The 22,692-nt window shown below is 69.8% G+C and carries 18 protein-coding genes; 10 read left to right on the top strand and 8 right to left on the bottom strand.

The window, feature by feature from the left end; translation table 11 throughout:
• Window positions 1-199 precede the first annotated feature (199 nt).
• Window positions 200-1,768, top strand: a complete 1,569-nt coding sequence (locus OV427_RS05525) for a peptidylprolyl isomerase (RefSeq protein WP_267855057.1) — start codon at window positions 200-202, stop codon at window positions 1,766-1,768.
• 76 nt (window positions 1,769-1,844) lie between these two features.
• On the opposite strand, the gene OV427_RS05530 is transcribed toward OV427_RS05525, so the two are convergent.
• Window positions 1,845-2,933, bottom strand: coding sequence for a sensor domain-containing diguanylate cyclase (locus OV427_RS05530; protein WP_267855058.1), 1,089 nt, complete (start codon window positions 2,931-2,933; stop codon window positions 1,845-1,847).
• 53 nt (window positions 2,934-2,986) lie between these two features.
• On the opposite strand from OV427_RS05530, the gene OV427_RS05535 reads away from it, so the two are divergent.
• Both OV427_RS05535 and OV427_RS05540 read left to right on the top strand, forming a co-directional pair.
• On the top strand, window positions 2,987-3,586 hold the full coding sequence (locus tag OV427_RS05535; protein ID WP_267855059.1) for a Maf family protein: 600 nt from the start codon (window positions 2,987-2,989) through the stop codon (window positions 3,584-3,586).
• Complete coding sequence (locus OV427_RS05540) at window positions 3,583-4,254, top strand: YggS family pyridoxal phosphate-dependent enzyme (protein WP_267855060.1); 672 nt, start codon at window positions 3,583-3,585, stop codon at window positions 4,252-4,254. The genes OV427_RS05535 and OV427_RS05540 overlap by 4 nt, the downstream gene beginning before the upstream one ends.
• Before the next feature lie 19 nt (window positions 4,255-4,273).
• Here the strand turns inward: OV427_RS05540 and OV427_RS05545 are convergent, their stop codons facing one another.
• Window positions 4,274-4,486 (bottom strand): hypothetical protein, encoded by a 213-nt coding sequence (locus OV427_RS05545; protein WP_267855061.1) that lies wholly within the window; start codon window positions 4,484-4,486, stop codon window positions 4,274-4,276.
• Between the two features lie 316 nt (window positions 4,487-4,802).
• On the opposite strand from OV427_RS05545, the gene OV427_RS05550 reads away from it, so the two are divergent.
• The 7 genes from OV427_RS05550 to OV427_RS05580 all read left to right on the top strand — a co-directional run bounded on the left by OV427_RS05550 (window position 4,803) and on the right by OV427_RS05580 (window position 12,677).
• The gene (locus OV427_RS05550; RefSeq protein WP_267855062.1) at window positions 4,803-5,609 is read left to right on the top strand and encodes a DUF3108 domain-containing protein; all 807 of its coding nucleotides are present in this window, start codon (window positions 4,803-4,805) and stop codon (window positions 5,607-5,609) included.
• Window positions 5,610-5,637: 28 nt separating this feature from the next.
• Window positions 5,638-7,356, top strand: a complete 1,719-nt coding sequence (locus OV427_RS05555) for a DUF4091 domain-containing protein (RefSeq protein WP_267855063.1) — start codon at window positions 5,638-5,640, stop codon at window positions 7,354-7,356.
• Between the two features lie 19 nt (window positions 7,357-7,375).
• Entirely contained in the window at window positions 7,376-8,278 is a 903-nt protein-coding gene (locus tag OV427_RS05560; RefSeq protein WP_267855064.1) for a DUF3108 domain-containing protein, read from the top strand.
• A gap of 134 nt (window positions 8,279-8,412) precedes the next feature.
• Entirely contained in the window at window positions 8,413-9,747 is a 1,335-nt protein-coding gene (locus tag OV427_RS05565; RefSeq protein WP_267855065.1) for a hypothetical protein, read from the top strand.
• A 23-nt stretch (window positions 9,748-9,770) separates the two neighbouring features.
• Window positions 9,771-10,868: an imelysin family protein gene (locus OV427_RS05570; protein ID WP_267855066.1), complete on the top strand. Its 1,098-nt coding sequence runs from the start codon at window positions 9,771-9,773 to the stop codon at window positions 10,866-10,868.
• A 37-nt stretch (window positions 10,869-10,905) separates the two neighbouring features.
• Window positions 10,906-12,243: a di-heme oxidoredictase family protein gene (locus tag OV427_RS05575; RefSeq protein WP_267855067.1), complete on the top strand. Its 1,338-nt coding sequence runs from the start codon at window positions 10,906-10,908 to the stop codon at window positions 12,241-12,243.
• Window positions 12,244-12,305: 62 nt separating this feature from the next.
• Window positions 12,306-12,677, top strand: a complete 372-nt coding sequence (locus OV427_RS05580; RefSeq protein ID WP_267855068.1) for a hypothetical protein — start codon at window positions 12,306-12,308, stop codon at window positions 12,675-12,677.
• A gap of 35 nt (window positions 12,678-12,712) precedes the next feature.
• On the opposite strand, the gene OV427_RS05585 is transcribed toward OV427_RS05580, so the two are convergent.
• From OV427_RS05585 to cysS, 6 genes are all read right to left on the bottom strand, one after another.
• On the bottom strand, window positions 12,713-14,575 hold the full coding sequence (locus OV427_RS05585) for a hypothetical protein (protein ID WP_267855069.1): 1,863 nt from the start codon (window positions 14,573-14,575) through the stop codon (window positions 12,713-12,715).
• Window positions 14,576-14,642: 67 nt separating this feature from the next.
• Window positions 14,643-15,161 (bottom strand): DUF507 family protein, encoded by a 519-nt coding sequence (locus OV427_RS05590; RefSeq protein WP_163996900.1) that lies wholly within the window; start codon window positions 15,159-15,161, stop codon window positions 14,643-14,645.
• 138 nt (window positions 15,162-15,299) lie between these two features.
• Window positions 15,300-17,240 (bottom strand): excinuclease ABC subunit UvrC, encoded by a 1,941-nt coding sequence (gene uvrC / locus OV427_RS05595; protein WP_267855070.1) that lies wholly within the window; start codon window positions 17,238-17,240, stop codon window positions 15,300-15,302.
• Between the two features lie 21 nt (window positions 17,241-17,261).
• The gene (uvrB, locus tag OV427_RS05600) at window positions 17,262-19,385 is read right to left on the bottom strand and encodes an excinuclease ABC subunit UvrB (protein WP_267855071.1); all 2,124 of its coding nucleotides are present in this window, start codon (window positions 19,383-19,385) and stop codon (window positions 17,262-17,264) included.
• Window positions 19,386-19,464: 79 nt separating this feature from the next.
• On the bottom strand, window positions 19,465-21,141 hold the full coding sequence (locus tag OV427_RS05605; RefSeq protein WP_267855072.1) for a M28 family metallopeptidase: 1,677 nt from the start codon (window positions 21,139-21,141) through the stop codon (window positions 19,465-19,467).
• A gap of 48 nt (window positions 21,142-21,189) precedes the next feature.
• Window positions 21,190-22,659 (bottom strand): cysteine--tRNA ligase, encoded by a 1,470-nt coding sequence (gene cysS / locus OV427_RS05610; RefSeq protein WP_267855073.1) that lies wholly within the window; start codon window positions 22,657-22,659, stop codon window positions 21,190-21,192.
• Between the last annotated feature and the right edge of the window lie 33 nt (window positions 22,660-22,692).

A 22,692-nucleotide genomic window follows, 5' to 3' on the forward strand; every position in this document is an offset into this window, starting at 1 on the left:
AGGGTGGAGCTGGTGGGGTCGGGGGTGGGCTAAACTCTCTAAATCGCTTGCATTTTCCGGTGCGTTGTCCTAGGCAGTCAAGGCCTTGCGTCGGGGGTGATTGAAGCTCCACCACCCACCGGCCGGGCTACCAACAACACCGCGTCGCGAGTCCTTCCGCACGGCTTTTCTCGGCGCGTTTGCCCCTGAAGTGACGACAATGGACGGTCTGAATCCCCGGAAGGTCTTCTCCCTGGTGTTCATCATCGGCATCGCGGTGGTGTTCACGCTGTCGTTCGGGCCGGGCAGCAACGGCTTCGGCGGCACCGGCGCCGCGAGCACGGCCCCCGGCTCGGTGGCCACGGTGAACGGCAAGGAAATCCCCATGCGCGACTTCGCCACCGCATGGGCCCGGCAGATGAACTTCCTGCGCTCGCAAGGCAGCCCCATCCCGGAATCCGTCGCCCGCCAGTTCGGCATGCACACCCAGGTGCTCGACCGCCTGGTGAACACCGAGCTGCTCGCCCAGGCGGCCGAGCGCCACGGCATCACCGCCTCCGACGACGAGCTGCGCAAGCTCATCCATGAGAACCCGGACTTCCAGAAGGACGGCGTGTTCGACATGGAGCGCTACAAGCAGGTGCTGCGCGACTTCTACCGGAAGACGGCGCCGGACTTCGAGAGCGAGCTGCGCCGCCAGCTGGGCGCCCAGAAGATGCTCGACGTGGTGCGCGCCAACGCGGTGGTGTCGGACGACGAGGTCCGCGCCCGCTACGAGAAGCAGGGCAACCAGGCCAAGGTCGTCTTCGCGCGCTTTTTGCCCACCATGTTCGCCGAGAAGGTGCCCGCCCCCACGCCCGCCCAGCTGGCGGAGTGGAAGAAGGCGCACGAGAAGGAGATCAAGGACTACTTCGAGGCCAACCGCTTCGTGTACCAGCAGCCCGAGCGCATCCACGCCCGCCAGGTGCTGGTGAAGCTGGCCCCGGACGCCACCGCCGAGCAGAAGGCCCAGGCCAGGGCGAAGGCCGAGGCGCTGCGCAAGGAGATTGAGGGCGGCAAGGACTTCGCCGCGGTGGCGAAGGAGAGCAGCGAGGACCCGGGCAGCAAGGCGCGCGGTGGAGACCTCGGCTGGGTGGAGCGCAACAGCTGGGAGCCGGTGCTGGCGGACGCGGCCTTCGCGCTGAAGGCGGGCGAGGTGACGCAGCCGGTGGAGACGAAGTTCGGCGTGCACCTGGTCAAGGTGGAGGAGAAGCAGGCGGCCCAGGACAAGAAGCTCGAGGACGTCTCGGACGAGATTGCCACCACGCTCTACAAGCAGGAGCGCGCGAAGGAGCAGGCCCGCGCCGAGGCGGAGAAGGCGCTGGCCTCCATCAAGGGTGGCAAGACGCTGAAGGAGCTCTTCCCCTCGGAGAAGGAGCAGCCGGCCCTGCTGCGCTTCGAGACGGAGACGCGTCCGGAGGCGGTGGAGACGGACAGCTTCACGGCCGAGGGTGAGGCGGTGCCGCACCTGGGCCCCGCGCCCGAGCTGGTGAAGGCCGTGTTCGCGGCCAACGGCCCCGAGCCGCTGGGCCAGGTCTTCCCGGTGGGCGAGGGCTTCGTGGTCACGCAGGTGGTGGAGCGCCAGAAGCCGGATACCGCCGGCTTCGACAAGCGCAAGGACGAGCTGCGCGCCCAGGCCCAGCAGGCCAAGCAGATCGAGCTGACCGAGTCCTTCCTCAAGTCGCTGAAGAAGCAGGGCACGGTGGTGACGAACGCCGAGGCCATCGACTCGGTGGTGGGCGCGGGCTAGTTCCGCTTCCCCGTCACGTCGAAGCACCTGCGAGGGCCGGTTGGAGGGTGCTTCCCTCCCCGGCCCTCGGTCTTTTTCAGCGCGCGGGGAAGTCCGAGGAGCCGGTGTCCGGGGTGGTGGGCACGGCGATGCAGATGCCGTCGCGGCCACGGGCCTTGGCCGCGTACATGGCGAAGTCCGCGGCGCGGATGAGGTCCAGCGCGGACATGGAGTGGTCCGGGAAGGTGGCCACGCCGACGCTGGCGGTGAGGCGCGCGTCCAGGCCGTGCTCCTGGAGGAAGGGGCGCCCGCGGAAGGCCTCGCAGATGCGCTGGCCGATGAGGGTGGCCCCGTCCAGATCGGTCTCCACCAGCAGCATGGCGAACTCGTCGCCGCCGTAGCGGAAGACGGAGTCCACGTTCTGCCGGCCGAGGGAGATGAGCATGTCGCCCACCTCCTTGAGGGCGGCGCTGCCCATCAGGTGGCCGTGGCTGTCGTTGATGCTCTTGAAGTGGTCCAGGTCCAGGAAGACGAGCGACAGCGGATGGCGGAAGCGCGCGGCGCGCTTCACCTCGTGGTCCAGCAGCGCGCGCAGGTGCCGGGCGTTGTAGCAGCCGGTGTGCTCGTCGGTAATCGTCAGCTCCTGCACCCGCCGGAAGTTGCGCGCGTTCTCAATCGCGATGGCCGCGTAGTCGGCGATGGCGGTGAGGGTGGTGAGGTCCTCGTTGGTGAAGGGCGGGTCCGCGGGGCCGTTGACGAGCTCGATGATGCCCAGCACCCGGCCGCGGGCGAGCAGCGGCACCGCGAGGATGGAGCGGGTGTGGAAGGCGGAGGCCTCGTCGAAGCGGGGGGCGAAGCTGGGGTCTCCCCCCACGTCATGGACGAGCCGGGCGACGCCGGAGCTGAAGACGGCGCCGGCGATGCCCTCGCCGGGGTTGAGCTGGAGGCCCTTGAGGACCTCGGCGCCGTCGCCCACCGCGATTTCGAAGTAGAGCTTCCCGGTGCGCTCGTCCTGGAGGATGAGGGACCAGTTGCGAGGCAACAGCAGGCTGCTGACCTTCTGCATGACGAGCGCGAGCACCTCGCGCAGCTCCAGCGTAGAGGTCAGCGCCTTGGCCATCTCGTTGAACGCGGCCAGTTGCTCTACCGTCCGCTTCATGGCCGACAGGAGGTCTGCGGGCTTCATCCGTAGAGTCCACTCCGAGGCGCAAGTCTGGTAAGGCCGACCCGAGCCGTAACATGCACTCGAACGCGGAGCAAACGTTGCTAATCCTGGCCTCTGCCTCGCCCCGGCGCAGGGAGCTGCTGTCACAACTGAGCCTCAACTTCACCGTGTCGGCGGCGGACATCGACGAGACGCCCCGCCCCGGGGAGGCCCCGGAAGCCTACGTGCTGCGGCTGGCCCGGGAGAAGGCCGGGGCGGTGGCCACCCGCCACCCGGGCGCCTGGGTGCTGGCCGCGGACACCACCGTGGTGCTGGGCCCGGAGCTGCTGGGCAAGCCCCGGGACGCCGAGGAGGCGAAGGCCATGCTCGGCCGCCTCTCCGGCCGCACCCACGAGGTGCACACCGGCGTGGCACTGGCCGGCCGGCACGCGGAAGGACTCGTCGTGCGCACCCGCGTCACCTTCCGGGCCCTCACCCCGGGGGAGATTGCCTGGTACGCGGGCACCGGCGAGCCGCTGGACAAGGCGGGCGCCTACGCCGTCCAGGGCAAGGGCGGCTTCCTCGTCGCGGCAGTGGACGGAAGCCCCACCAACGTCATCGGCCTGCCGCTGGGCGAGACGCTGGCGCTGCTGGAGCGCGCCGGGGTGCCGCTGCCGTGGAGGGCCTCGCCGTGAGCGACGGCGTGGCGCAGCGGCTGGCGGCGGTGCGCGAGCGGGTGGCGGCGGCCTGCGCGCGCGCCGGGCGGCCGGTGGAGTCGGTGACGCTGGTGGCGGTGTCCAAGCTGAAGCCGGCGGCGCTCATCCGCGAGGCGTACGCGGCGGGCCAGCGCGACTTCGGGGAGAACTACGCGCAGGAGCTGCGGGACAAGGCCGCGGAGCTGGCGGACCTGGAGGGCCTGCGCTGGCACGCCATCGGCGCGCTGCAGACCAACAAGGTGAAGTACGTGGCGCGCGTGGCCGCTTCCTTCCACGCGCTGGACCGGCTGGAGGTGGCGCGCGAGCTGTCCAAGCGGCGCGAGGGCGCGCCTCCCCTGCCCTGCTACGTGGAGGTCAACGTGGGCGGCGAGGCCACCAAGAGCGGCCTCGAGCCCGCGGCGCTGGAGACCTTCCTCACGGAAGTGCGCGCCCTGCCCGGGCTCCAGCTGGTGGGGCTGATGTCACTGCCGCCCCCCACGGACGACGAGGCGCGGGCGCGCGGCTACTTCCAGGCGCTGCGCGAGCTGGCGCGGGCGCATGGCCTGCCCGGCCTGTCCATGGGCACCACGCACGACTTCGAGCTGGCCATCCAGGAGGGGGCCAGCGTGGTCCGCGTGGGCACGGCCATCTTCGGCGAGCGGGCGTGACGCCGGCGGAGAGCCGGCCTCACAGCTCCTTGAACTTCACCCGGCCCTCGCCGCTGACGGTGACGCGGAACTCGGTGCCGCAGTAGTTGCAGCGCACCTCGTCCTGATCGCCGAACGTGTCGTGCACGGGGTTGTTGGCGTTGCAGTCCGGACAGTCGAACTCCTTGAACTTGCCGCCGGCGGTCGCCTTCAGGTCCTTGTCGTCATCGTCGAAGTCGTAGGTGTTGGCCACGGTGCCTCCTGGCGCTCGGGCGCCGCGAGGGCGCCGCCTTGCGCGAAGGCTACCAGAGCGGTGTCGGCGGGTGGACACCGTAAGCCGCATGGAGGGCGACCGGGCTCGGGGGCGGAAGAGGCGTCCCGTGGGCCGGGCATGAGAGAGTGTGCGCCCCGTGACGTCTCCGCAGGCCCCCCTGTGGAGCGGGCAAGCACCCGTTGAATGCCTGGCCTCCAGGCACGTCAGTGGAAATGCGGCACGGCGGGGACGGTTGGGGGCGGGTCTGGCGGATAGGGTCCAGGCTACTTAACTTCCAAGCGAGGGAGCTCACTCGATGCGTGCGCAGTCCAGGTGGGGATTCGCGGCGGTGCTGGCGGGCCTGGTGTGGTCCGCGACGGCCATGGCCCAGGACACTTCCGCCAATCCGGCCTTCGGCCCCGGTGAGCAATCCCAGTATCGCGTGAAGTACCTCGGCGTGACGGCGGGCACCGCGCAGGTGACGGTGGGCGCGCCCATGAAGCAGTTCGGCGAGGAGGTGTGGCCCATCATCGCCCTGGCGCGCTCGCAGGACGTCATCGGCGTGTGGCCCATCAAGAACAAGTTCGTCTCGTACTGGCAGGCCGGCGGGCAGCGCGTGCTGGGCAGTGATTTGCACGCGGACGAGAACGGCAAGCGCCGCCGCCAGCGCATCAAGATGCAGGCGGACGGCAAGGGCGCCCTCGTCGTGAAGCAGAAGGAGGGCGAGCAGCCGCGCGAGTCCACGCGGGAGCTGGAGCAGGGCACGCTGGACGTGACGGGTGCCACCTTCGCGCTGCGCAACCGCGAGCTGGAGGTGGGCAGGGACTACTCCTACCCCGTCTTCACGGGCAGCAAGACGTTCACGATGCGCGCGAAGGTGGAAGCGCGCGAGATGATGAACACGGAGCTGGGACCCAGGGAGGTCTTCAAGCTGCGCGTGCAGGCGGAGTTCGGCGGCAGCCTGACGTCGAAGCGGGACATGTTCGTGTACCTCACCACCGACCCCAACCACGTGCCGGTGCGCGTGGAGGCGGAGTTCGCGCTGGGGACGATGGTGGCGGAAATCACCGACTACAAGCCGGGCCGCATCATGGAGTTGGCCCGGGCCGGGAACGACGGGTAGCACCCGACGGAAGCGGCGAAGGGGGCGGATGGGCGGGGCATGGGCGTGGGCGATGGTGGCGGCAATGGCCGCGACTCCGGTTGTTGCGGCGACAGCTGCGGCTCCAGGGCCGCGGGTGGTGTCGCCCCTGGTGAAGGTTCGTCCGGGTGAAGCGGTGCAGGGGCGCCGCGACGCCCGGCTCAGCGTGGCCCGCGGCGAGTGCGAGGCCACGCAGGTGGTGCTGCCCGCGCACGCGGCGCGCCCGAAGGTGGGGGCGCTGTCGCTCGCGGGGCCCGGCGCCGCGCTGAAGGTCTCCGTATGGCGCCAGGTCTTCGTGGACGTGAAGACGCCGTCCAACGGAGAGGGCCGCACGGGTCCGTGGCCGGACGCGCTGGTGCCCGTGGAAGCGCCGATTCAGTCCGCCGACGCGAAGCTGCCCACCGTCCTCTACGTGGAGGTGTGCGCGCCGGAGAAGCAGGCGCCGGGCACGTACAAGGGCGAGCTGCGCGTGAAGACGGAGGGCGAGGCCCCCGCGCCGGTGCCCTTCACGGTGGAGGTGCAGCCCTTCGCGCTGCCCGCCACGTCGTCCCTGCCCACCAGCTTCGGCGTGTCGCTGTACAGCATCGCCCGCGGGCACGGCGTGTCGCCGGAGTCTCCCGAGGCGAAGGAGTTGCTGCGCGCGTACGGCCGCGTCCTGCTGGAGCACCGGGTGAGCGCGCACGGCATGAGCATGTCGCCGCCGCCGGTGCGCTTCGACGGTGGCAGGCCGGTGGTGGACTGGCGCGCGTACGACGCGGAGATGGGGCCCTTCCTCGACGGCAGCCTGCTGCCCTCGGGCGCGCGCTTCACCACCGCCGAGGTGCGCGACAACAAGCAGGCCAGCACCGACGCGGAGAAGGCGGCGTACTACCGCGCCTTCGTCGAGCACTTCCGGAAGAAGGGCTGGCCGGCGCAGCTCTTCTTCTACGCCAAGGACGAGCCGAAGCCGGAGGACGTGCCGCTGGTGCACGCCCAGGCGAAGCGCGTGCGCGCCGCCGGAGGCATCCCCGTGCTCGTCACCAGCCCGCTGGATGACGCACTGCGCGGCGCAGCGGACATCCTCACGCCCACCCTCAACTGCTTCTACCCGCGCCCCGGGCCGCAGACGTGCCGCAACGTGGTGGCGGCGCGCACGCTGCGCGGCCGCCTGCCGAAGGGCGCGAAGGTGTGGTGGTACCAGAGCTGCAACTCGCACGGCTGCAACGGCGGCCCGCCCGAGGACGCGGCGGTGGACGCCGCCTACAGTGGCTGGGCCTCGTACATGGTGGACCACCCCGCCCCGCTCAACCGCGCCATGGGCGTGCTGGCCTTCTCCTCCGGGGTGGACGGCGAGCTCTATTTCGACACCGTCTTTGCCTACAACACGAAGAAAGACGTGTGGACGGACGTCTTCGAGTTCGGCGGCAACGGCGACGGCACCCTCTTCTACCCGGGCACGCCGGCCCGGCTCGGCACCCCGGGCCATCAGCCCGTCATCAGTTTGCGCCTCAAGCATCTGCGGGACGGGCTGGAGGACTACGAGTACCTCCGGCTGCTGACGGAGCTCGGGGAGGGTGACTTCGCGCAGGCGGCCGCGCGGAGGCTGGCCCGCTCGGGTTGGGACATCACCCGGGATGCGGGAGAATGGGAAGCGGTCCGTCAGGAAGTCACGGCACGGCTGCGCAAGCGGTGGGCCGGTTCCGAATATGCGAAGCGCTCGGGCCGTCAGACGCCCGACAGCACCCCGTAGTCCCTGTGGAAGGAAAAGGATGAGCTCCATGCGCACCCTCCTCGCGGCCTGGCTGACGCTGTCCACCGCCACCGCCTGGGCCCAGCTGCCGGACGCGGACGCCGACAAGCCCGAGGCCGACAAGGCCGAAGCGGCGGACAAGGACAAGAAGGTCCCCATCACCGTGGCGCCCTGCGCGCAGGCGCTGCCCGCGCTGCGCACGCCCATGGCCTTCATGCCCGGCGAGGTGCTCGAGTTCGATTTGGACGCCATGGGCGCCCAGGCCGGGAAGATGACGATGCGCGTCCAGAAGCAGAAGGACGGGCAGCTGCCGGTGGAGGTGGAGGCCAAGACGAACTCCTTCTTCTCCAAGGTGCGCCGGGTCCACGGCAACGCCATCACGTACCTCCACCCGCGCACGCTGCGTCCCAAGCGCTACATCGAAGACACCACGGAGAACGAGCAGCGCCGCAAGGTGGAGGTGGCCTTCGGCGCGAAGGACCGCTCCGTGAAGGTGGACTACCAGGTGGGCCAGCGCCCCAAGGGCCAGCTCAACTACACCTACGACAAGGACGGCCTGGACGTGGCCGGCTCCATCTACCTGCTGCGCCAGTTGCCACTGCAGGAGAACATGCAGGTGTGCTTCGACGTGTACGGCGTGCGCCGGCTGTGGCGCATGCAGGGCTCGGTGGTGAAGCGCGAGCAGGTGACGACGCCGCTGGGCCAGTTCCAGGCCTGGCACATGCAGGGCATGGCCATCCGCCTCGACAGGCCCTCGCAGAAGCGCGAGGTGCACGTGTGGATTTCCGACGACGCCCGCCGCCTGCCCCTGGCCGCCGTGGGCACCCTGGACCTGGGCGCCGTGCGCGCCACCCTCACCTCCGTCTCCCGCCCCGGCGAGAAGCGCCAGGAGGCCAGCGGCGAGGAGAACATGAAGTGGTGAGAGACTGACGCACACCGGTTGACTTCCTGCTGTGACTGAAGCCCGGGGTCCCCACGCCCCGGGCTTCTTCATTCCCGGGAATTGAAAACGGTTTGCAAAGTCAAAATCGTGGACGTACGGTGCGCGCCGCTCCGATGACTGCTCGTACACCCCGTTCGCTGTCGCTGCTGCTGTGCGCGCCCCTCCTCCTCTGCGCCGTGCCCGCCCGGGCCGACGAGGACGTTCCCGAGAAGGACAAGGAAGAGGAAGAGCGCCCCAGGCTGGAACTGGAGCCAGGCGGCTACGCCGACTTGCAGTTCGCGTACTTCAACTACGGAGAGAACCAGAACCGGGCGCGCGGCTCGCAGCGCGACTCGCGGCTGGCGTTCGACACCACGCGGCTGGTGCTGTCGCTGGAGGCGGGCCTGCCCGAGTACGGGCTGGAGGCCGAGGCGGAGGTGGAGTTCGAGCACGCGGGCACTGGCGCCGCGGTGGAGCTGGAGTACGAGGAGTTCGGCGAGTACGAGCTGGAGGTGGACAAGGGCGGCGAGGTGCTCATCGAAGAGCTGTACCTCTCCAAGAAGCTGGGCCGCCACGCGTCCGTCACCGTGGGCCGCTTCTACGTCGCGGTGGGCACGCTGAGTGAGTACTACCGCCCCACGGACTACCTGGCCACGGTGCGTGACGAGGCGGAGACGCTCATCATCCCCAACACCTGGGACGAGATGGGCGTGCAGGTCCAGTGGAAGGCGCCCTGGGGCCTGCGTCTCACCGGACAGTTGGTGAACGGGCTGGACTCCACGGGCTTCAGCTCGCAGCTGTGGGTGGTGGCCGGGCACCAGCGCCGCTTCGAGGTGGCGCGGGCCTCGGACCTGGCGCTGGTGGGCCGCGCGGACGTCGTCCGCTTCGAGGGCTTCAGCTTCGGCGCGTCCGGCTACTACGGCAACACCACGCGCAACCGTCCCAAGCCGGACCTCATCCAGCAGTGCGAGGGCGCGGACGAGAACACGGTGGCGCCGTGCGGCTACGTGTCCGCGCCGGTGCTCATCCTCGACGCGCACCTGTCCGTGCAGAAGGGCCGCTGGCGCGGGAAGGCGCTGGTGCTGTGGGGCCACCTGGACAACGCGGAGCAGGTGTCCCAGCGCAACTCGCGCCTGTCCAACCTGCTGGGCGTGCTGCGCACCCCGGTGTCCGACAACGCGCTGGCCGCCTGGGGCGAGCTGGGCTTCGACGTGGCGCCGTCGCTGGGCCTGGATGACGCGCACGAGCTCTTCCCCTTCGTCCGCGTGGACTACGCGGACACGGAGTTCCACCCGCGCGCCGAGCTGTTCGACAACCCGCGCTTCCGCCGCACCGTCTACACGGTGGGCGCGTCCTACATCCTCGAGGGCATTGCCTTCGCGAAGCTCGACTTCGCCCACCGCCGCCTCGGCTCCGCCACGTTCCGGCCGGAGAACACGCTGCGCTTCTCCACCGGCTTCTCCTACTGACACTCCCCGCAAGGAAGGACCCCATGCCCCGCTTCCCCCGCTCCCTTCGCCTCACCCTGCGCCCCGTGCTCGCGGCCGGCGCGCTGCTGCTCGGCGCCTGCTCCGACGACGGCGACTCCAACCCCACGCCGGAGACGGTGGACTCGGCCGTCATCAGCACCTTCGTGGACCAGGTGGTGGTGCCCACCTACCAGGAGCTCGCCACCCGCCTGACGGCGCTGGACACGGCCGCCCGGGCCCTGCAGGCCGACCCCTCCGCGACACGCCTGGAGACGGCGAGGAACGCGTGGTTCGCCGCGCGCGAGCCGTGGGAGGAGAGCGAGGCGTTCCTCTTCGGCCCGGTGGACAGCTACGGCTTCGACCCGGCGCTGGACAGCTGGCCGGTGAACCGCACGGACCTGGACGCGGTGCTCGCCAGCGGTGACGCGCTGACGCCCGAGTACGTCCGCAACCTGCAGGAGACGCAGAAGGGCTTCCACACGGTGGAGTACCTGCTCTTCGGCGAGGGCGGCGCGAAGAAGGCCACCGAGTTCAACGCACGCCAGTTCGAGTACCTCACCGCCATCACCGCGGAGATGAAGTCCATCTCCTCGTCGCTGTCGGACGCGTGGACGAAGGGCTACGACGGCAAGCCGGCGTACCGGAACACGCTGGCCAACGCGGGGCAGTCCGGCAACACGGCCTACCCGTCCACGCAGGCGGCGGCCCAGGAGATGGTGGGCGGCATCACCAACATCCTGGACGAGGTGGCCAACGGGAAGATTGCCGACCCGTACGACGCGAAGGACCCGAACCTCGTGGAGAGCCAGTTCGCGTACAACTCGCTGAGCGACTTCAGCAACAACATCGACAGCGTGCTGCACGCGTACCGCGGCTTCGCAAGCTCGACGGCGACGGCGGAGCACTCGCTGCGGACCGTCGTCGGGGTGGACTCGGCGCTGGACAAGCGCATCATCTCCGAGATTGACGCGGCCAAGGCGGCGCTCGCCGCGGTTCCCGAGCCCTTCCGCGACTCCATCAGGGACCCGGCGTCCTCGGGTAGAATCGAGGCCGCGCAGGCCGCCATCCGCAAGCTCCAGGCCACCTTCGAGACGGAAGTGCTGCCCCTGGTGACTCGCTGAAGCAGGGGCTGAGGGGTACTGGTAAAGGGGGGAAGCCATGCGACGTGCATTGACGGTGGGAGCGCTGCTGCTGTGGGCCACGGGCTGTGGGGAGGAGGCGCCGGGAGCGCCGTCCGAGCCGCCGCGCGCGGGAGGCGCGACCACCATCGATGACCGCACGTCGCTGGCCTTCGCCCAGCCCGCGCCCAACCTGCTGCCCGAGGACCAGGAGCGGCACCGGCTGGGCGACGCGGCCTTCGAGGCGGTGTTCGTGCCCGGCCCCGCCCCCGTCAACCCGGGGCTGGGGCCCACCTACAACAACACGTCCTGCAACGGCTGCCACCTGCGCAACGGGCGCGGCATGCCGGTGATGGGCTCCGGCCCGCAGCGCACGCAGTTGCTGGTGCGGGTGAGCCTGCCGGACGGCACGCCGGACCACCCCAACGGCGCCGTGCCGGTGCCGGGCTTCGGCTTCCAGGTACAGGACCAGTCCAACTACGGCGTGCAGCCCGAGGCCGCCGTCGCGCTGGAGTGGATGGAGACACCGGGGCGCTACGCGGATGGCACGTCGTACTCGCTGCGCGCGCCGCGGGTGAGCATCACCCCGAGGAACGGCTCCACGCTCCCCGAGCGCCTGCTGACGTCGCTGCGGCTGCCCCCGCCCGTGTTCGGCCTGGGACTGCTGGAGGCGGTGGACGTGTCCACGCTGCGGGCGCTGGAGGACGCGGATGACCGGAACGGGGACGGCGTCTCCGGCCGGCTGAACGAGGTCTGGGACGTGGCGGCCCGCGCGCTGGCGCCGGGGCGGTTCGGTTGGAAGGCGAACAGCCCGCACCTCGCGCAGCAGTCCGCGGAGGCGTACGTCAACGACATGGGGGTGACCAATCCCCTCTTCCCCGAGACGGACGGCACGCACGAGATTTCGCGCGACACGCTGGACGCGGCCGTCTTCTACGCGCAGTCGCTGGGGGTGCCAGCGCGCACGGCGCTGGACGACGCGGAGGTGCGGCGCGGCGAGGGGCTCTTCAAGACGCTGGGCTGCGAGCAGTGCCACCGCGAGACGCTGGAGACGGGCGCGCACGCGGTGACGGAACTGGAGCACCAGCGCATCCACCCGTACACGGACCTGCTGCTCCACGATATGGGCCCGGCGCTCGCGGACGGCCGGCCGGACGGCGCGGCCTCGGGTGCGGAGTGGCGCACGCCCGCGCTGTGGGGCCTGGGACTGACGCAGACCGTGTTGCCCTACGCGGCATTCCTGCACGACGGCCGGGCCCGCACGTTGGAGGAGGCCATCCTCTGGCACGGCGGCGAGGCGGAGACGTCGCGCGAGGGCTTCCGCGTGCTGTCCGCCGTCGACCGCGCGGCGCTGGTGGAGTTCCTCGGCTCGCTCTGACGAACGCGCGCGGGGGCATCCGGAAAATTGACGGAGTGCTACCGGCCTGTAGCGTCATGGGCATGCCCCCTCCGGCCCTCGCCCTCGCCGCCTCCGCGCAACCGCGCCGCGCCGACCCGGTCCGCGTGGCCATGGAGCGCCTGACCCATTCCCTCCCCGCCCGCACGGACGCGAAGGTCCTCGTGGACCTGCTGGAGGATGACCTGCGCGAGGGGCTCGACGCGCTCGGGGACGTGGGAGCCCACTTCACCGAGCTGCTGGACACGCTGCGCACCGAGGAGCTGTCCCCGGTGACGCTGCTGGACGCGGGCGAGGACCTCCGCGTCCTCCAGCGGGTGGAGTACCTGCACCACGTCATCGTCCAGCTCCGCAAGCGCCTGTCCCAGGCCGCGGGCATGCAGCGCCAGGGCTACGTCCCCACGCGCCTGCGCTGAAGCCGCCACGCGCGAGGGCACGGGCCCTCCTTCTGTCAGATGCTGGGCGGAACCCCTGTCCCGCCGGGAGAGGTCGCGGGTGCCGCAGGTGCCGCAGGTGCCGCGGTGCTGGTGCTCGCACCGGGTGTCACGTTGCCCGGCGAAGGCGTGGCCGGAAGCGGCGTGGCCGGGGCGGCGGTGAGCGGCGCGGGCGTCCCCAGCAGCGGCGGCGCCTGGCCCGCGGTGAGCGGCGCGGGCGAGCCCAGCAGCGCGGACGGAGGCGTCGCCGTGTCCGAGTTCAGCGGCGGCGGCGTCGCGATGATGCCCGTGCTCGACTGGGCCGTCCCGAGGAACGCGTCGAACGTACCCGGCGTCACCGCCTGCACCGAGAAGAAGCCCAGCGTGGACGCGCCGCCCGGTGCGGTGGCGAACGTGCTCGTCGCCGGCCCGAAGCCCGAGGCCGACCCCGGCGGCGCCGTCCCTGGCACCACCGCGCCTTCCGCGGCCGGCTGAGAGCCCGGCGCGGGCGTGCCCGGCAGGGAGCCCGAAATGTTCACCGGCGGATTCGGCGCCCCCGTGACGGGGAAGGTGCCGCTCGTCACGTCCGGCGTCACCGGAAGCCCCGGGACTTCGGAGCCCGGCAGCGACGGCCCCACCGTGGAGCCGGGCGGCGTCACCAGCGCGCCACCCGCCACGCCCGCCACCGACGGCTGCCCCGTCCCTCCCAGCGCCCCGGAGCCCTCCGCGGGCGCCGGAGTCGTCGCCGTCACTGGCCCGCCCACCACCCCGGTCTCCGCGGCCGGAAGGGGCGCCCCCGTCGTCGTCGTCCCACCGCCGGCCACGCTCGTCCCCAGGCCCGTCCCCGTGCCCGCGGCGCCACCTTCCGGCGTCGTCCCGGTGCCCGTCGTCCCCGAGCCTCCGGTACCGGTGGTGGCCCCGCCCACGGCCACGATGCCGCCGCCCTCGGTGGCGACGATGTCCCGGCCACCGCCCGCCACGCCCACGTCCGTCGCGGCCCCGGGCGTCGTCTCCGGGCTGCCGCCAGGCGCCGTGGCCAAGTCCGTCGAAGCGGTGCCGCTGCCGCCCATGCCCGTCGCGGGCACGGGCGCGGGCTCGGGCGAGCCGGTGAGCGGCGCGCCGAGAATGGTGGTGGGTGGCGTGGGCGTCAGCGTGCGGAAGTCCGCCGGCGGGTTCCCCGTGTTCTCCACCACGGCTCGCGAGGGCACCGACGTGCCGTCGACGGTGATGGCCACGTCCTCGAACACGAACTGGATGAAGCCGCGCGGCTCCATCGACGGGGGCAGGTTCCACAGCACCACCACGAGCTCCGTGTCCCCGAAGCGCGCCTGCCGCAGCAGCCGGTGCGTGTCGTCATCCGCGTACGTGCCCGCGGCCAGCGCGGCCGCGTGCACGAAGGCCGTGTCGGTGAGGAGCTGCCCGTTGCGCCACACGCTGCCCACGCCCCACACGGCCACCGCCGCATGCGTGCGCGTCATCGCCGCCCAGCCCAGCCCGCTGTCGCCGTAGAGCGGCACGTCCAGCAGCACCCCGCCGCCAATGGTGTGCGGAGGCGGGCGGGGAAGCGGGCCCGAGGCGGCCTGTCCCCTCACCTGCGGAGGCGGAAAGCCGGGCTGGGTCAGCTCCACCCGGTACTCCACCCCTCCCAGCCGGAAGGTGGCCGCTAGCTGCCCCTTGTCGCCGTACGTGGCGCCGGGCAGGGACACCCTGTCCTCCACGGACAGGGAAGCGCTACCCGTGCCGTCCTCGGCCAGGTCGGTGAAGGGCAGTGGGCCTTGGATGAAGAAGCCGTCCGGCTGCTCGGTCCTCGCGCTGGCCTCTCGGCCCTCGAACGTGAACCCGCCTGGCGTGGCAGCCAGGAAACCGGACAGTAGAAACGTGGAGAAAAAGGGTCCCGCCATCGACGCTGCCTCCTTGTCTCACAAGGTAGGCAGCGGAGCGGGGAACGGCAGTCCCCTCTCCTGAAGGCTAGATGAGACCCCGGGCGCGGCGGATCTGCTCGACCGTCTTGTTGTACTCGATGTCGAAGGCGCTGGTGCCCTCCTGCAGGTGCTTCAGCCGGGAGCGGGCCTCCTTGTCGATCTCGTCGTCCACGTCCAGGTGCCGCTTCATCACCGCGAAGATCTTCTGACGCAGCACGTTGTCGGCGGCGTATACCTCTTCGACGTTCCGGCTGATGAGCAGGAACTCAATCATCTGGTTGATGACGTACTCGATGCCCTCGTCGCCCATCTTGAAGCCGCGAACATCCGCCATCTCGCGCTTCACCTGGTTGAACTTCGAGTAGTCATATCCGCGACGCTCCAGCGCCTCACGCGTCGCCTGGTTCACACGTTCCTCGTTGGCGAGGTACTCGCGCATGATGGCGGACAGGTCCATCTCGGCGTCAGCCACGCGCATCGGCTCCACCTCGATGTCCCCGTCCTGCATGAGCTGCTGAATTCCCTCGCGCGAGATGATCGGGATCACCTTCGGATACAGCCTCATGTCGGTCCCTCGCCCTCTCTAAAACATGCTCGGAATCGTGAACCGCTATAAATCAGCGCCGAGCCCAGTCGCAATGAAAAACCCCGGGAACTTCGCGGTTCCAGCGCGCTTCCCCCTCGGTTCTGGAGCGGAAATTAATCACGCTGCACCGGGTGGCGACCCTCCCTGCGATTTTTCGTTCACCGGTTCGCTGGCGTCGTCCAGGGACGCCTGACGTACCGGGTCCTCCGCGTCCTCCTCCGGGTGGCCATGGAGTCCCGCATGGACCCGCTCGGCCACCGCGGGCCCCACCACCTCCGCCAATTCCTCGATGGAGGCGTCACCCACCCGTTTGAGCGAACCAAAGTGGCGCAGCAACATCTTCCGCCGCACCTCCCCCACCCCGGGAATGTCCTCCAGCGCCGAGCGCACCCGGCTCTTTCGCAGCACCTGCTTCTGGAAGGTGATCGCGAAGCGGTGCGCCTCGTCCCGCATTCGCGTGAGCATGAACATCTCCGCGGAGTTCTGCTGGAGGACGATGGGGTCTTTACGCCCCACCACGAAGACACGCTCGGGGCTCTTCGCGCTCTCCGCGTCCCGGTCGAAGACCTCCAGATCACGACTCTTGGCGAGGCCCACCACGTCCACGGTGTCCACGCCCAGGTCCTTCATGGCCGCGTGGGCGCTGGCGAGCTGGCCCTTGCCGCCGTCGATGACGAGCAGATCCGGCAGATCATTGTCCTCCAACCCCCGCTTGAGCCGGCGCGTCACCACTTCGTACATGCTGGCGAAGTCATCCTGCTTGTCCAGCGTCTTGATCTTGTACTTGCGGTAGCGCGACTTGTCCGTGTCGCCGTCCGTCACCGCCACCTGCGAAGCGACGATGGCGGAGCCCTGGAAGTGCGAGATGTCGAAGCACTCCATGCGGCGCGGAAAGTTGCGCAGGCCCAGCCGTTGCTGGAGGCGGGAGAGCACGCCGTCCGTCTCGTCCTTGGTGCGGCGGCGCTCGAGGAAGGCCTGCTCGGCGTTCTTCACCGCCATCAGCACCAGGTCGTGCTTCTCACCGCGCTTGGGCACCATCAGCCGGACACGCTCGCCCTTGCGCTCGCTGAGCAGCGCCTCCAGGCCTTCGGTGCCGTCGTCAGGCTCCAGCGGCAGGAGCACCTCCTCCGGCACGAAGCTGCCGTGGTCGTAGTAGAGGTTGACGAACGAGGAGAGCAGCTCCGCGTCCGGGAACTCCTGGCTGCCGAAGGGGAAGGCCTGCCCGCCGTTGAGTCGGCCCTGCCGCACCCAGAGGACGTAGAACAGGATGCGGTCCCCCTCGCGGTGGAGGGCGAACACGTCCTGGTCCTTGAAGTCGGTGGTGGCCACCTTCTGCCGCTCCAGGCTGCGTTCAATCGCGCTGAGCTGATCTCTCAGGCGCGCGGCCTCCTCGAACTTCAGTTCCTGGGACGCGCGCTTCATGCGCAGGCGCAGTCCCTCCACCAGCTCGCTGGCCTTGCCCTCGAGGAACATCGTCACCTCGTCCACGCTGCGGCGGTAGTCCTCCTCGGGGACGGGGTGCACGCACGGCGCGGGGCAGCGGCCAATCTGAAACAGCAGGCAGGGCCGTTTGCGATTGGCCAGCACGTGGTCCGTGCAGGTGCGCAGCCGGAAGTAGCGGTTGATGATGCGCAGCGTTTCGCGGATGGCGCCCGCGCTGGAGTACGGACCGAAGTAGCGCGCGCCGTCCTTCTCGTACTTGCGCACCACCTCCAGGCGCGGGTACGCCTGCGTCCTGTCGAGCCGCAAGGAGATGAATTGCTTGTCGTCCTTGAGCAGGACGTTGAAGCGCGGCTTGTGCTTCTTGATCAGCTCGTTCTCGAGGAGCAGCGCCTCCTTCTCGTTGTGGACGAGCACCGTCTCCAGGTCGCCCAGCAACTGATCCAACAGTGACACGAAGACGCGCGTGTCCCCGGTGCGCGTGAAGTACGAGCGCACGCGGTTGCGCAGGTTCACCGCCTTGCCCACGTAGATGATCTGCCCCCGGCGGTCCTTCATCAGGTACACGCCGGGCTCGGTGGGAAGGGCGTCCAGCTTCTCCTGGAGCTTCACGTCCATGTTCGCGCGGTCTCCCGACGACTACCGACGGCCCCGAGCCCGCGCCCCAGCACCACCGCCTCCGCGCCCCCGGCCCTTGCCGCGGCCTCGCGCCGGCTCGTCCTCCGCCTTCTTCGCGGGAGCCTTCAAGAGCGAGCGCGAGGCGGGCTTGAGCCCCAGGTCCATGTCCTTGAGCAACTGCACCCTGTCGCGGTACTCGGCGGCCTTCTCGAACTGCATCTCGTCCGCGGCGGCGAGCATGTCCTTGGTGAACTCCGCGATGAGCCGCTTGATCTCCTTGGGCTCGAGCAGGTCGTCCTCGCCCTCGGCGGCCATGGGCAGGGCGCCCGCGTCCCCCGCGTCGTAGGCACTGTGCTCGGACAGGTCGGTGATGTTGCTCTTCACGGAGCGCGGGGTGATGCCGTGCTCCTGGTTGTACGTCCGCTGGATGTCGCGGCGGCGCGTCGTCTCGTCCAGCGCCTTCTTCATGGAGTCGGTGATGCTGTCCGAGTACATGATGACGCGGCCGTGGAGGTTGCGCGCCGCGCGGCCGATGGTCTGGATGAGCGACACGTGGCTGCGCAGGAAGCCTTCCTTGTCCGCGTCGAGGATGGCCACCAGCGACACCTCGGGGATGTCCAGGCCCTCGCGCAGCAGGTTGATGCCCACCAGCACGTCGAACTCGCCCTTGCGCAGATCGCGGATGATGGCCATGCGCTCAATCGCGTCGATGTCCGAGTGCAGGTAGCGCACGCGCACGCCCACGTCGGCGTAGTACTCGGTGAGGTCCTCCGCCATGCGCTTGGTGAGCGTCGTCACCAGGACGCGCTCCTTGCGGGCCACGCGCAGGCGCACCTCTTCGAGCAGGTCGTCCACCTGGTTGCCCACCGGACGCGTCTCCACCTCCGGGTCCGTCAGGCCGGTGGGGCGGATGATCTGCTCCACCACCACGCCATGGGACTTCTGCAGCTCATACTCGGACGGCGTCGCGGAGACGAAGAGGACCTGGGGCACCAGTTCCTCGAACTCACCGAACTTCAGCGGGCGGTTGTCGAGTGCGCTGGGCATGCGGAAGCCGAAGCTGACCAGCGTCTCCTTGCGCGCGCGGTCTCCCCGGTACATGGCGCCAATCTGTGGCACCGTCTGGTGGCTTTCGTCGATGAAGACCATCAGGTTGCGCGGGAAGTAGTCGATGAGGCACGGGGGCGGCTCGCCCGGAGCGCGGCCTGAGAAGTGGCGCGAGTAGTTCTCGATGCCGCTGCAGTAGCCGACCTGCTCAATCATCTCGAGGTCGAACATGGTGCGCTGCTCCAGCCGCTGCGCCTCCAGCAGCTTGCCGTCACGCTTGAAGGCCTGGAGCTGCTCGGAGAGCTCGTCGCGAATGGTCGTCAGGGCGCGCTTGCGCACCTCCTCCCCGGCCACGTAGTGGCTCGCGGGGAAGATGACGATCTTGTCCAGCGCGCCCATCGTCACGCCGCGCAGCGGGTCGAACTCGGTGATCTTCTCCACCTCATCGCCGAAGAAGGAGACGCGCACGGCACGCTCCTCCTCGTACGCGGGGAACACCTCGACGGTGTCGCCGCGCGCGCGGAAGGTGCCGCGGTGGAAGTCGAGGTCATTGCGCTCGTACTGGGCCTCCACCAGCCGGCGCATGAAGGTGTCGCGGCCCATCTCCTCGCCCACGCCGGCGCGCACCGCCAGGTCCACGTAGCTGCGGGCCGCGCCGAGGCCGTAGATGCAGGACACCGAGGCGACGATGATGACGTCGTCGCGCGTGCGCAGCGAGTGGGTGGCCGAGTGGCGCATCCGCTCGATGTTGTCGTTGATGGACGAGTCCTTCTCGATGAAGGTGTCCGTCGAGGGGACGTAGGCCTCGGGCTGGTAGTAGTCGTAGTACGAGACGAAGTACTCGACGGCGTTGTTCGGGAAGAGCGTCTTGAACTCGCCGTAGAGCTGGGCGGCCAGCGTCTTGTTGTGCGCGATGACCAGCGACGGGCGCTTCACGTTGGCGATGACGTTCGCCATGGTGAAGGTCTTGCCCGAACCCGTGACGCCCAGGAGGGTCTGGTAGCGGTCGCCCCGCAGGACGCCCTCCGTGAGCTCTCCAATGGCCCTCGGCTGGTCGCCCTCGGGCTTGTGGTCACTGACGATCTGGAAGTCCGGCATATCCGTGGGATCTAACACTCCACGGAGGGGAAGGCCGCTGGTTCGTGCCTGCCCGTCGAACGGAGGACGGAGCGCGTGCCTACTTCGACGCGCCCCCCTTCAGCGCCTCCAGGGACTCCAGGCGGGCGGCCTCGAACTCGTCGCCCTTGTTCCAGCGCGGCATCTCCGGAGCCCGGGCGACATTCGCGCCCAGCAGGAAGAAGAGGCGCACGTCCTCCACCGCACCGGTGAGGTCCCACTCCGGACGCAGCTCGTCGGAGGGCTGGTGGTAGTGCTTCGCCTCCCACGCCTCGCGCTGCTGCTTGCCCCAGCCTTCCGGCCGCCCCACGAAGTCCATGCCGCTGCCGAAGTACGCGGCGGGGATACCCTGCTTGGCGAAGTTGAACTGGTCCGAGCGGTAGAAGAAGCCCCGGTCGGAGAGCTGGTCCGCCTTCACCACCCGGCCCTGCGTCTTCGCCAGGCCGGTGATGGTGGCATCCAGGCTGGACTTGCCCAGACCGATGACGGTGAGGTCCTTCGTACGGCCGTGGATGTTGGCGCCGTCGATGTTGATGTTGGCGGCGACGCGGCCGGCCGGCACGGGTGGGTGCTCGGCGAGGTACTGCGAGCCCAGCAGGCCCTGCTCCTCCGCGGCCACGGCGGCGAAGAGGATGGTGCGGCGCGGCGGCTGGGGCAGCTCGCGGAAGGCCTTCGCCACCGACAGCATCGCCGCCACGCCGGCCGCGTTGTCGAGCGCGCCGTTGTAGATGGTGTCCTCGCCCGGCTTCCCGCCCTGCTTCATGCCCAGGTGGTCGTGGTGCGCGCTGTAGAGCACCACCTGCTGGGAGAGCTTCGGGTCGCTGCCGGGCAGCATCGCCAGCACGTTGGCGGTGGGCCTGCGGCGCACCTCGCTGGTGAAGCGCGCGGACACCTTCACGCCGAGCGGCACCGGCTGGAAGTCCCGCTGCTGCGCGGCGGCCCGGAGCGCGTCCAGGTCCCTGCCGGCGAGCTCGAGCACACGGCGCGTGGCGGCCTCGGTGGTCCACGCCTTGACCTGCGTGCGCGGCCCCTCGGTGGCGGGCAGTTCGAACTGCTCCCCCGTCCACGACGTCTGCACCACCTGCCACGGGTAGCCCGCGCTGGGCGTGGTGTGGATGATGATGGCGCCCGCCGCGCCCACCTTCGCGGCCTGCTCGTACTTGTAATCCCAGCGGCCGTACCAGAGGCGCGTGCGGCCCGCGAAGAGCTTGGGGTCGTCCTCGGGGTCGTTGTTGAGGATGAGCAGCGTCTTGCCGCGCAGGTCCATCCCCTTGAAGTCGTCCCACTCGTACTCGGGGGCCTGGATGCCGTAACCCACGAAGACGAGCTCGGAGTCCTCCAGCTTCGCCTCGGGCGCCTGCACGCCGGAGACGGCGATGAAGTCCTCGTGGAACTTCAGCTCTACCGTGCCCTGCGGCGCGCGGAACGTGAGGCCCTTCGGGTGGCTGGTGATGCCCACCAGGTCGAACTGCTGGAAGTACGAGCCGTCCGTGCCCGCGGGCTTGAGGCCCAGCGCCTCGAACTGCGCGGCGATGTACGCCTGCGCCAGCGCGTCTCCACGGGTGCCGGGGCCCCGGCCCTCGAGCAAATCGTGGGCGAGGAAGCGCACGTGCGCACGCAGCACGTCCGGGACGATGACCGCGGACGCGGCCTTCTCCGCGGGCGTGACGAGCGGCGTGCGCTGCGCGAGCGCGGGGACGGCACAGAGGGCGAGGAGCAGGGGCACCAGATGCTTCATGGTGCCCGGAGCCCTAACACGAAGCTCCGGGCCCATGCAGCAGCCGCGTCAGCCCTGCGCCGGGGCCACCTTCCACGTCGTCCCAGCAGGCGTGTCCATGATTTCCACGCCCTTCTCCTTCAGCGCGCCACGCACCCGGTCCGCCGCGGCGAAGTCCTTCGCGGCCCGCGCGGCGGTCCGCTCGCCGAGCAGACGCTCGACCTCCGCCACGTCGATGCCCCGCTCACGCACCGCCCTGTCTCGACGGCGAAGGAGCCACGGGCCCGCGTCGTCCTCGAAGATGCCAAGGATGCCGGAGACCCGGCGCACGTCCTCGCGCAGGGCCTGGAGCGTGCGGCCCACCAGCGCCTTGTCCTTGACCGGCGGCTTGTCGACCAGCTCGTTCATCAGCACGAAGAGGCCGGACAGCGCGCCGAGCGCGCCCGCGCTGTTGAAGTCGTCGTCCATGGCGGACTCGAACTCGGCGAAGTAGCGGTGCGGCTCGCCGTGGAGCGGCCCCTTGCCGAAGTCCTTGCCCGCCACGCGGTCGTCCACCTTGCGCAGCGTCTCGTAGAAGTACTCCAGGCGCGCTTCCGCGTCCGCCAGCGCCTTGTCGGCGAAGTTCAGCGGGTGGCGGTAGTGCGTGGAGAGGAAGAAGAAGCGCAGGGCCTCCGCGTCCACCTTGGACAGGGCGTCGCGCAGGCGCACCACGTTGCCCAGCGACTTGGACATCTTCGCGCCTTCGAGGTCCAGGAAGCCGCAGTGCATCCAGTACTTCGCGAATGGCTTGCGGTTGGCGGACTCGCTCTGGGCAATCTCGTTCTCGTGGTGGGGGAAGATGAGGTCCAGCGCCCCGCCATGGATGTCGAACGTCTCGCCCAGGTACTTCGCGCTCATCGCCGAGCACTCGATGTGCCAGCCCGGCCGGCCCGGTCCCCAGGGACTTTCCCAGGCGGGCTCACCCGGCTTGGCGGCCTTCCACAGCGCGAAGTCCAGCGGCTCGCGCTTCTGCTCGCCCGGCTGGACGCGCTCGCCCACGCACAGTTCGTCCAGGTGGCGCTTGGAGAGCTTCGCGTAGTCCGGGTCGCTGCTCACGGAGAAGTACACGTCGCCCTGGGACGCGTACGCGTGGCCGTTGTCGACGAGCTTCTGGATGATGCCGATGATTTCGGGGATGTGCTCGCTCACCTTCGGCGAGACGTCCGGCTCCAGCAGGTGCAGCCCCCGCGCGTCCTCGCGGAAGATCTCCACGTAGCGGTTCGACAGCTCCACCGCCGTCTCGCCCGTCTCCGCGGCGGCCTTGATGATCTTGTCGTCCACGTCGGTGTAGTTGCGGACGTAGCGCACCTTGAACCCCCGGTGGCGGAGGTACCGCACCACCACGTCGAAGGAGGTGAAGGTGCGCGCGTTGCCGATGTGAATGTAGCTGTACGTAGTAGGACCACACACATAGACCCCGACCTCGCCAGGGGTGGCGGGCTCCAGCAGCTCCTTCTGCATGGTCATCGTGTTGAAGAGCCGGATGGCTGGCGGGGTCACGTGCGGCAATCCTCCTGTGTCCGTAGTCGTGGG

This window comes from Pyxidicoccus sp. MSG2 (genome assembly GCF_026626705.1).
Lineage (GTDB): Bacteria > Myxococcota > Myxococcia > Myxococcales > Myxococcaceae > Myxococcus.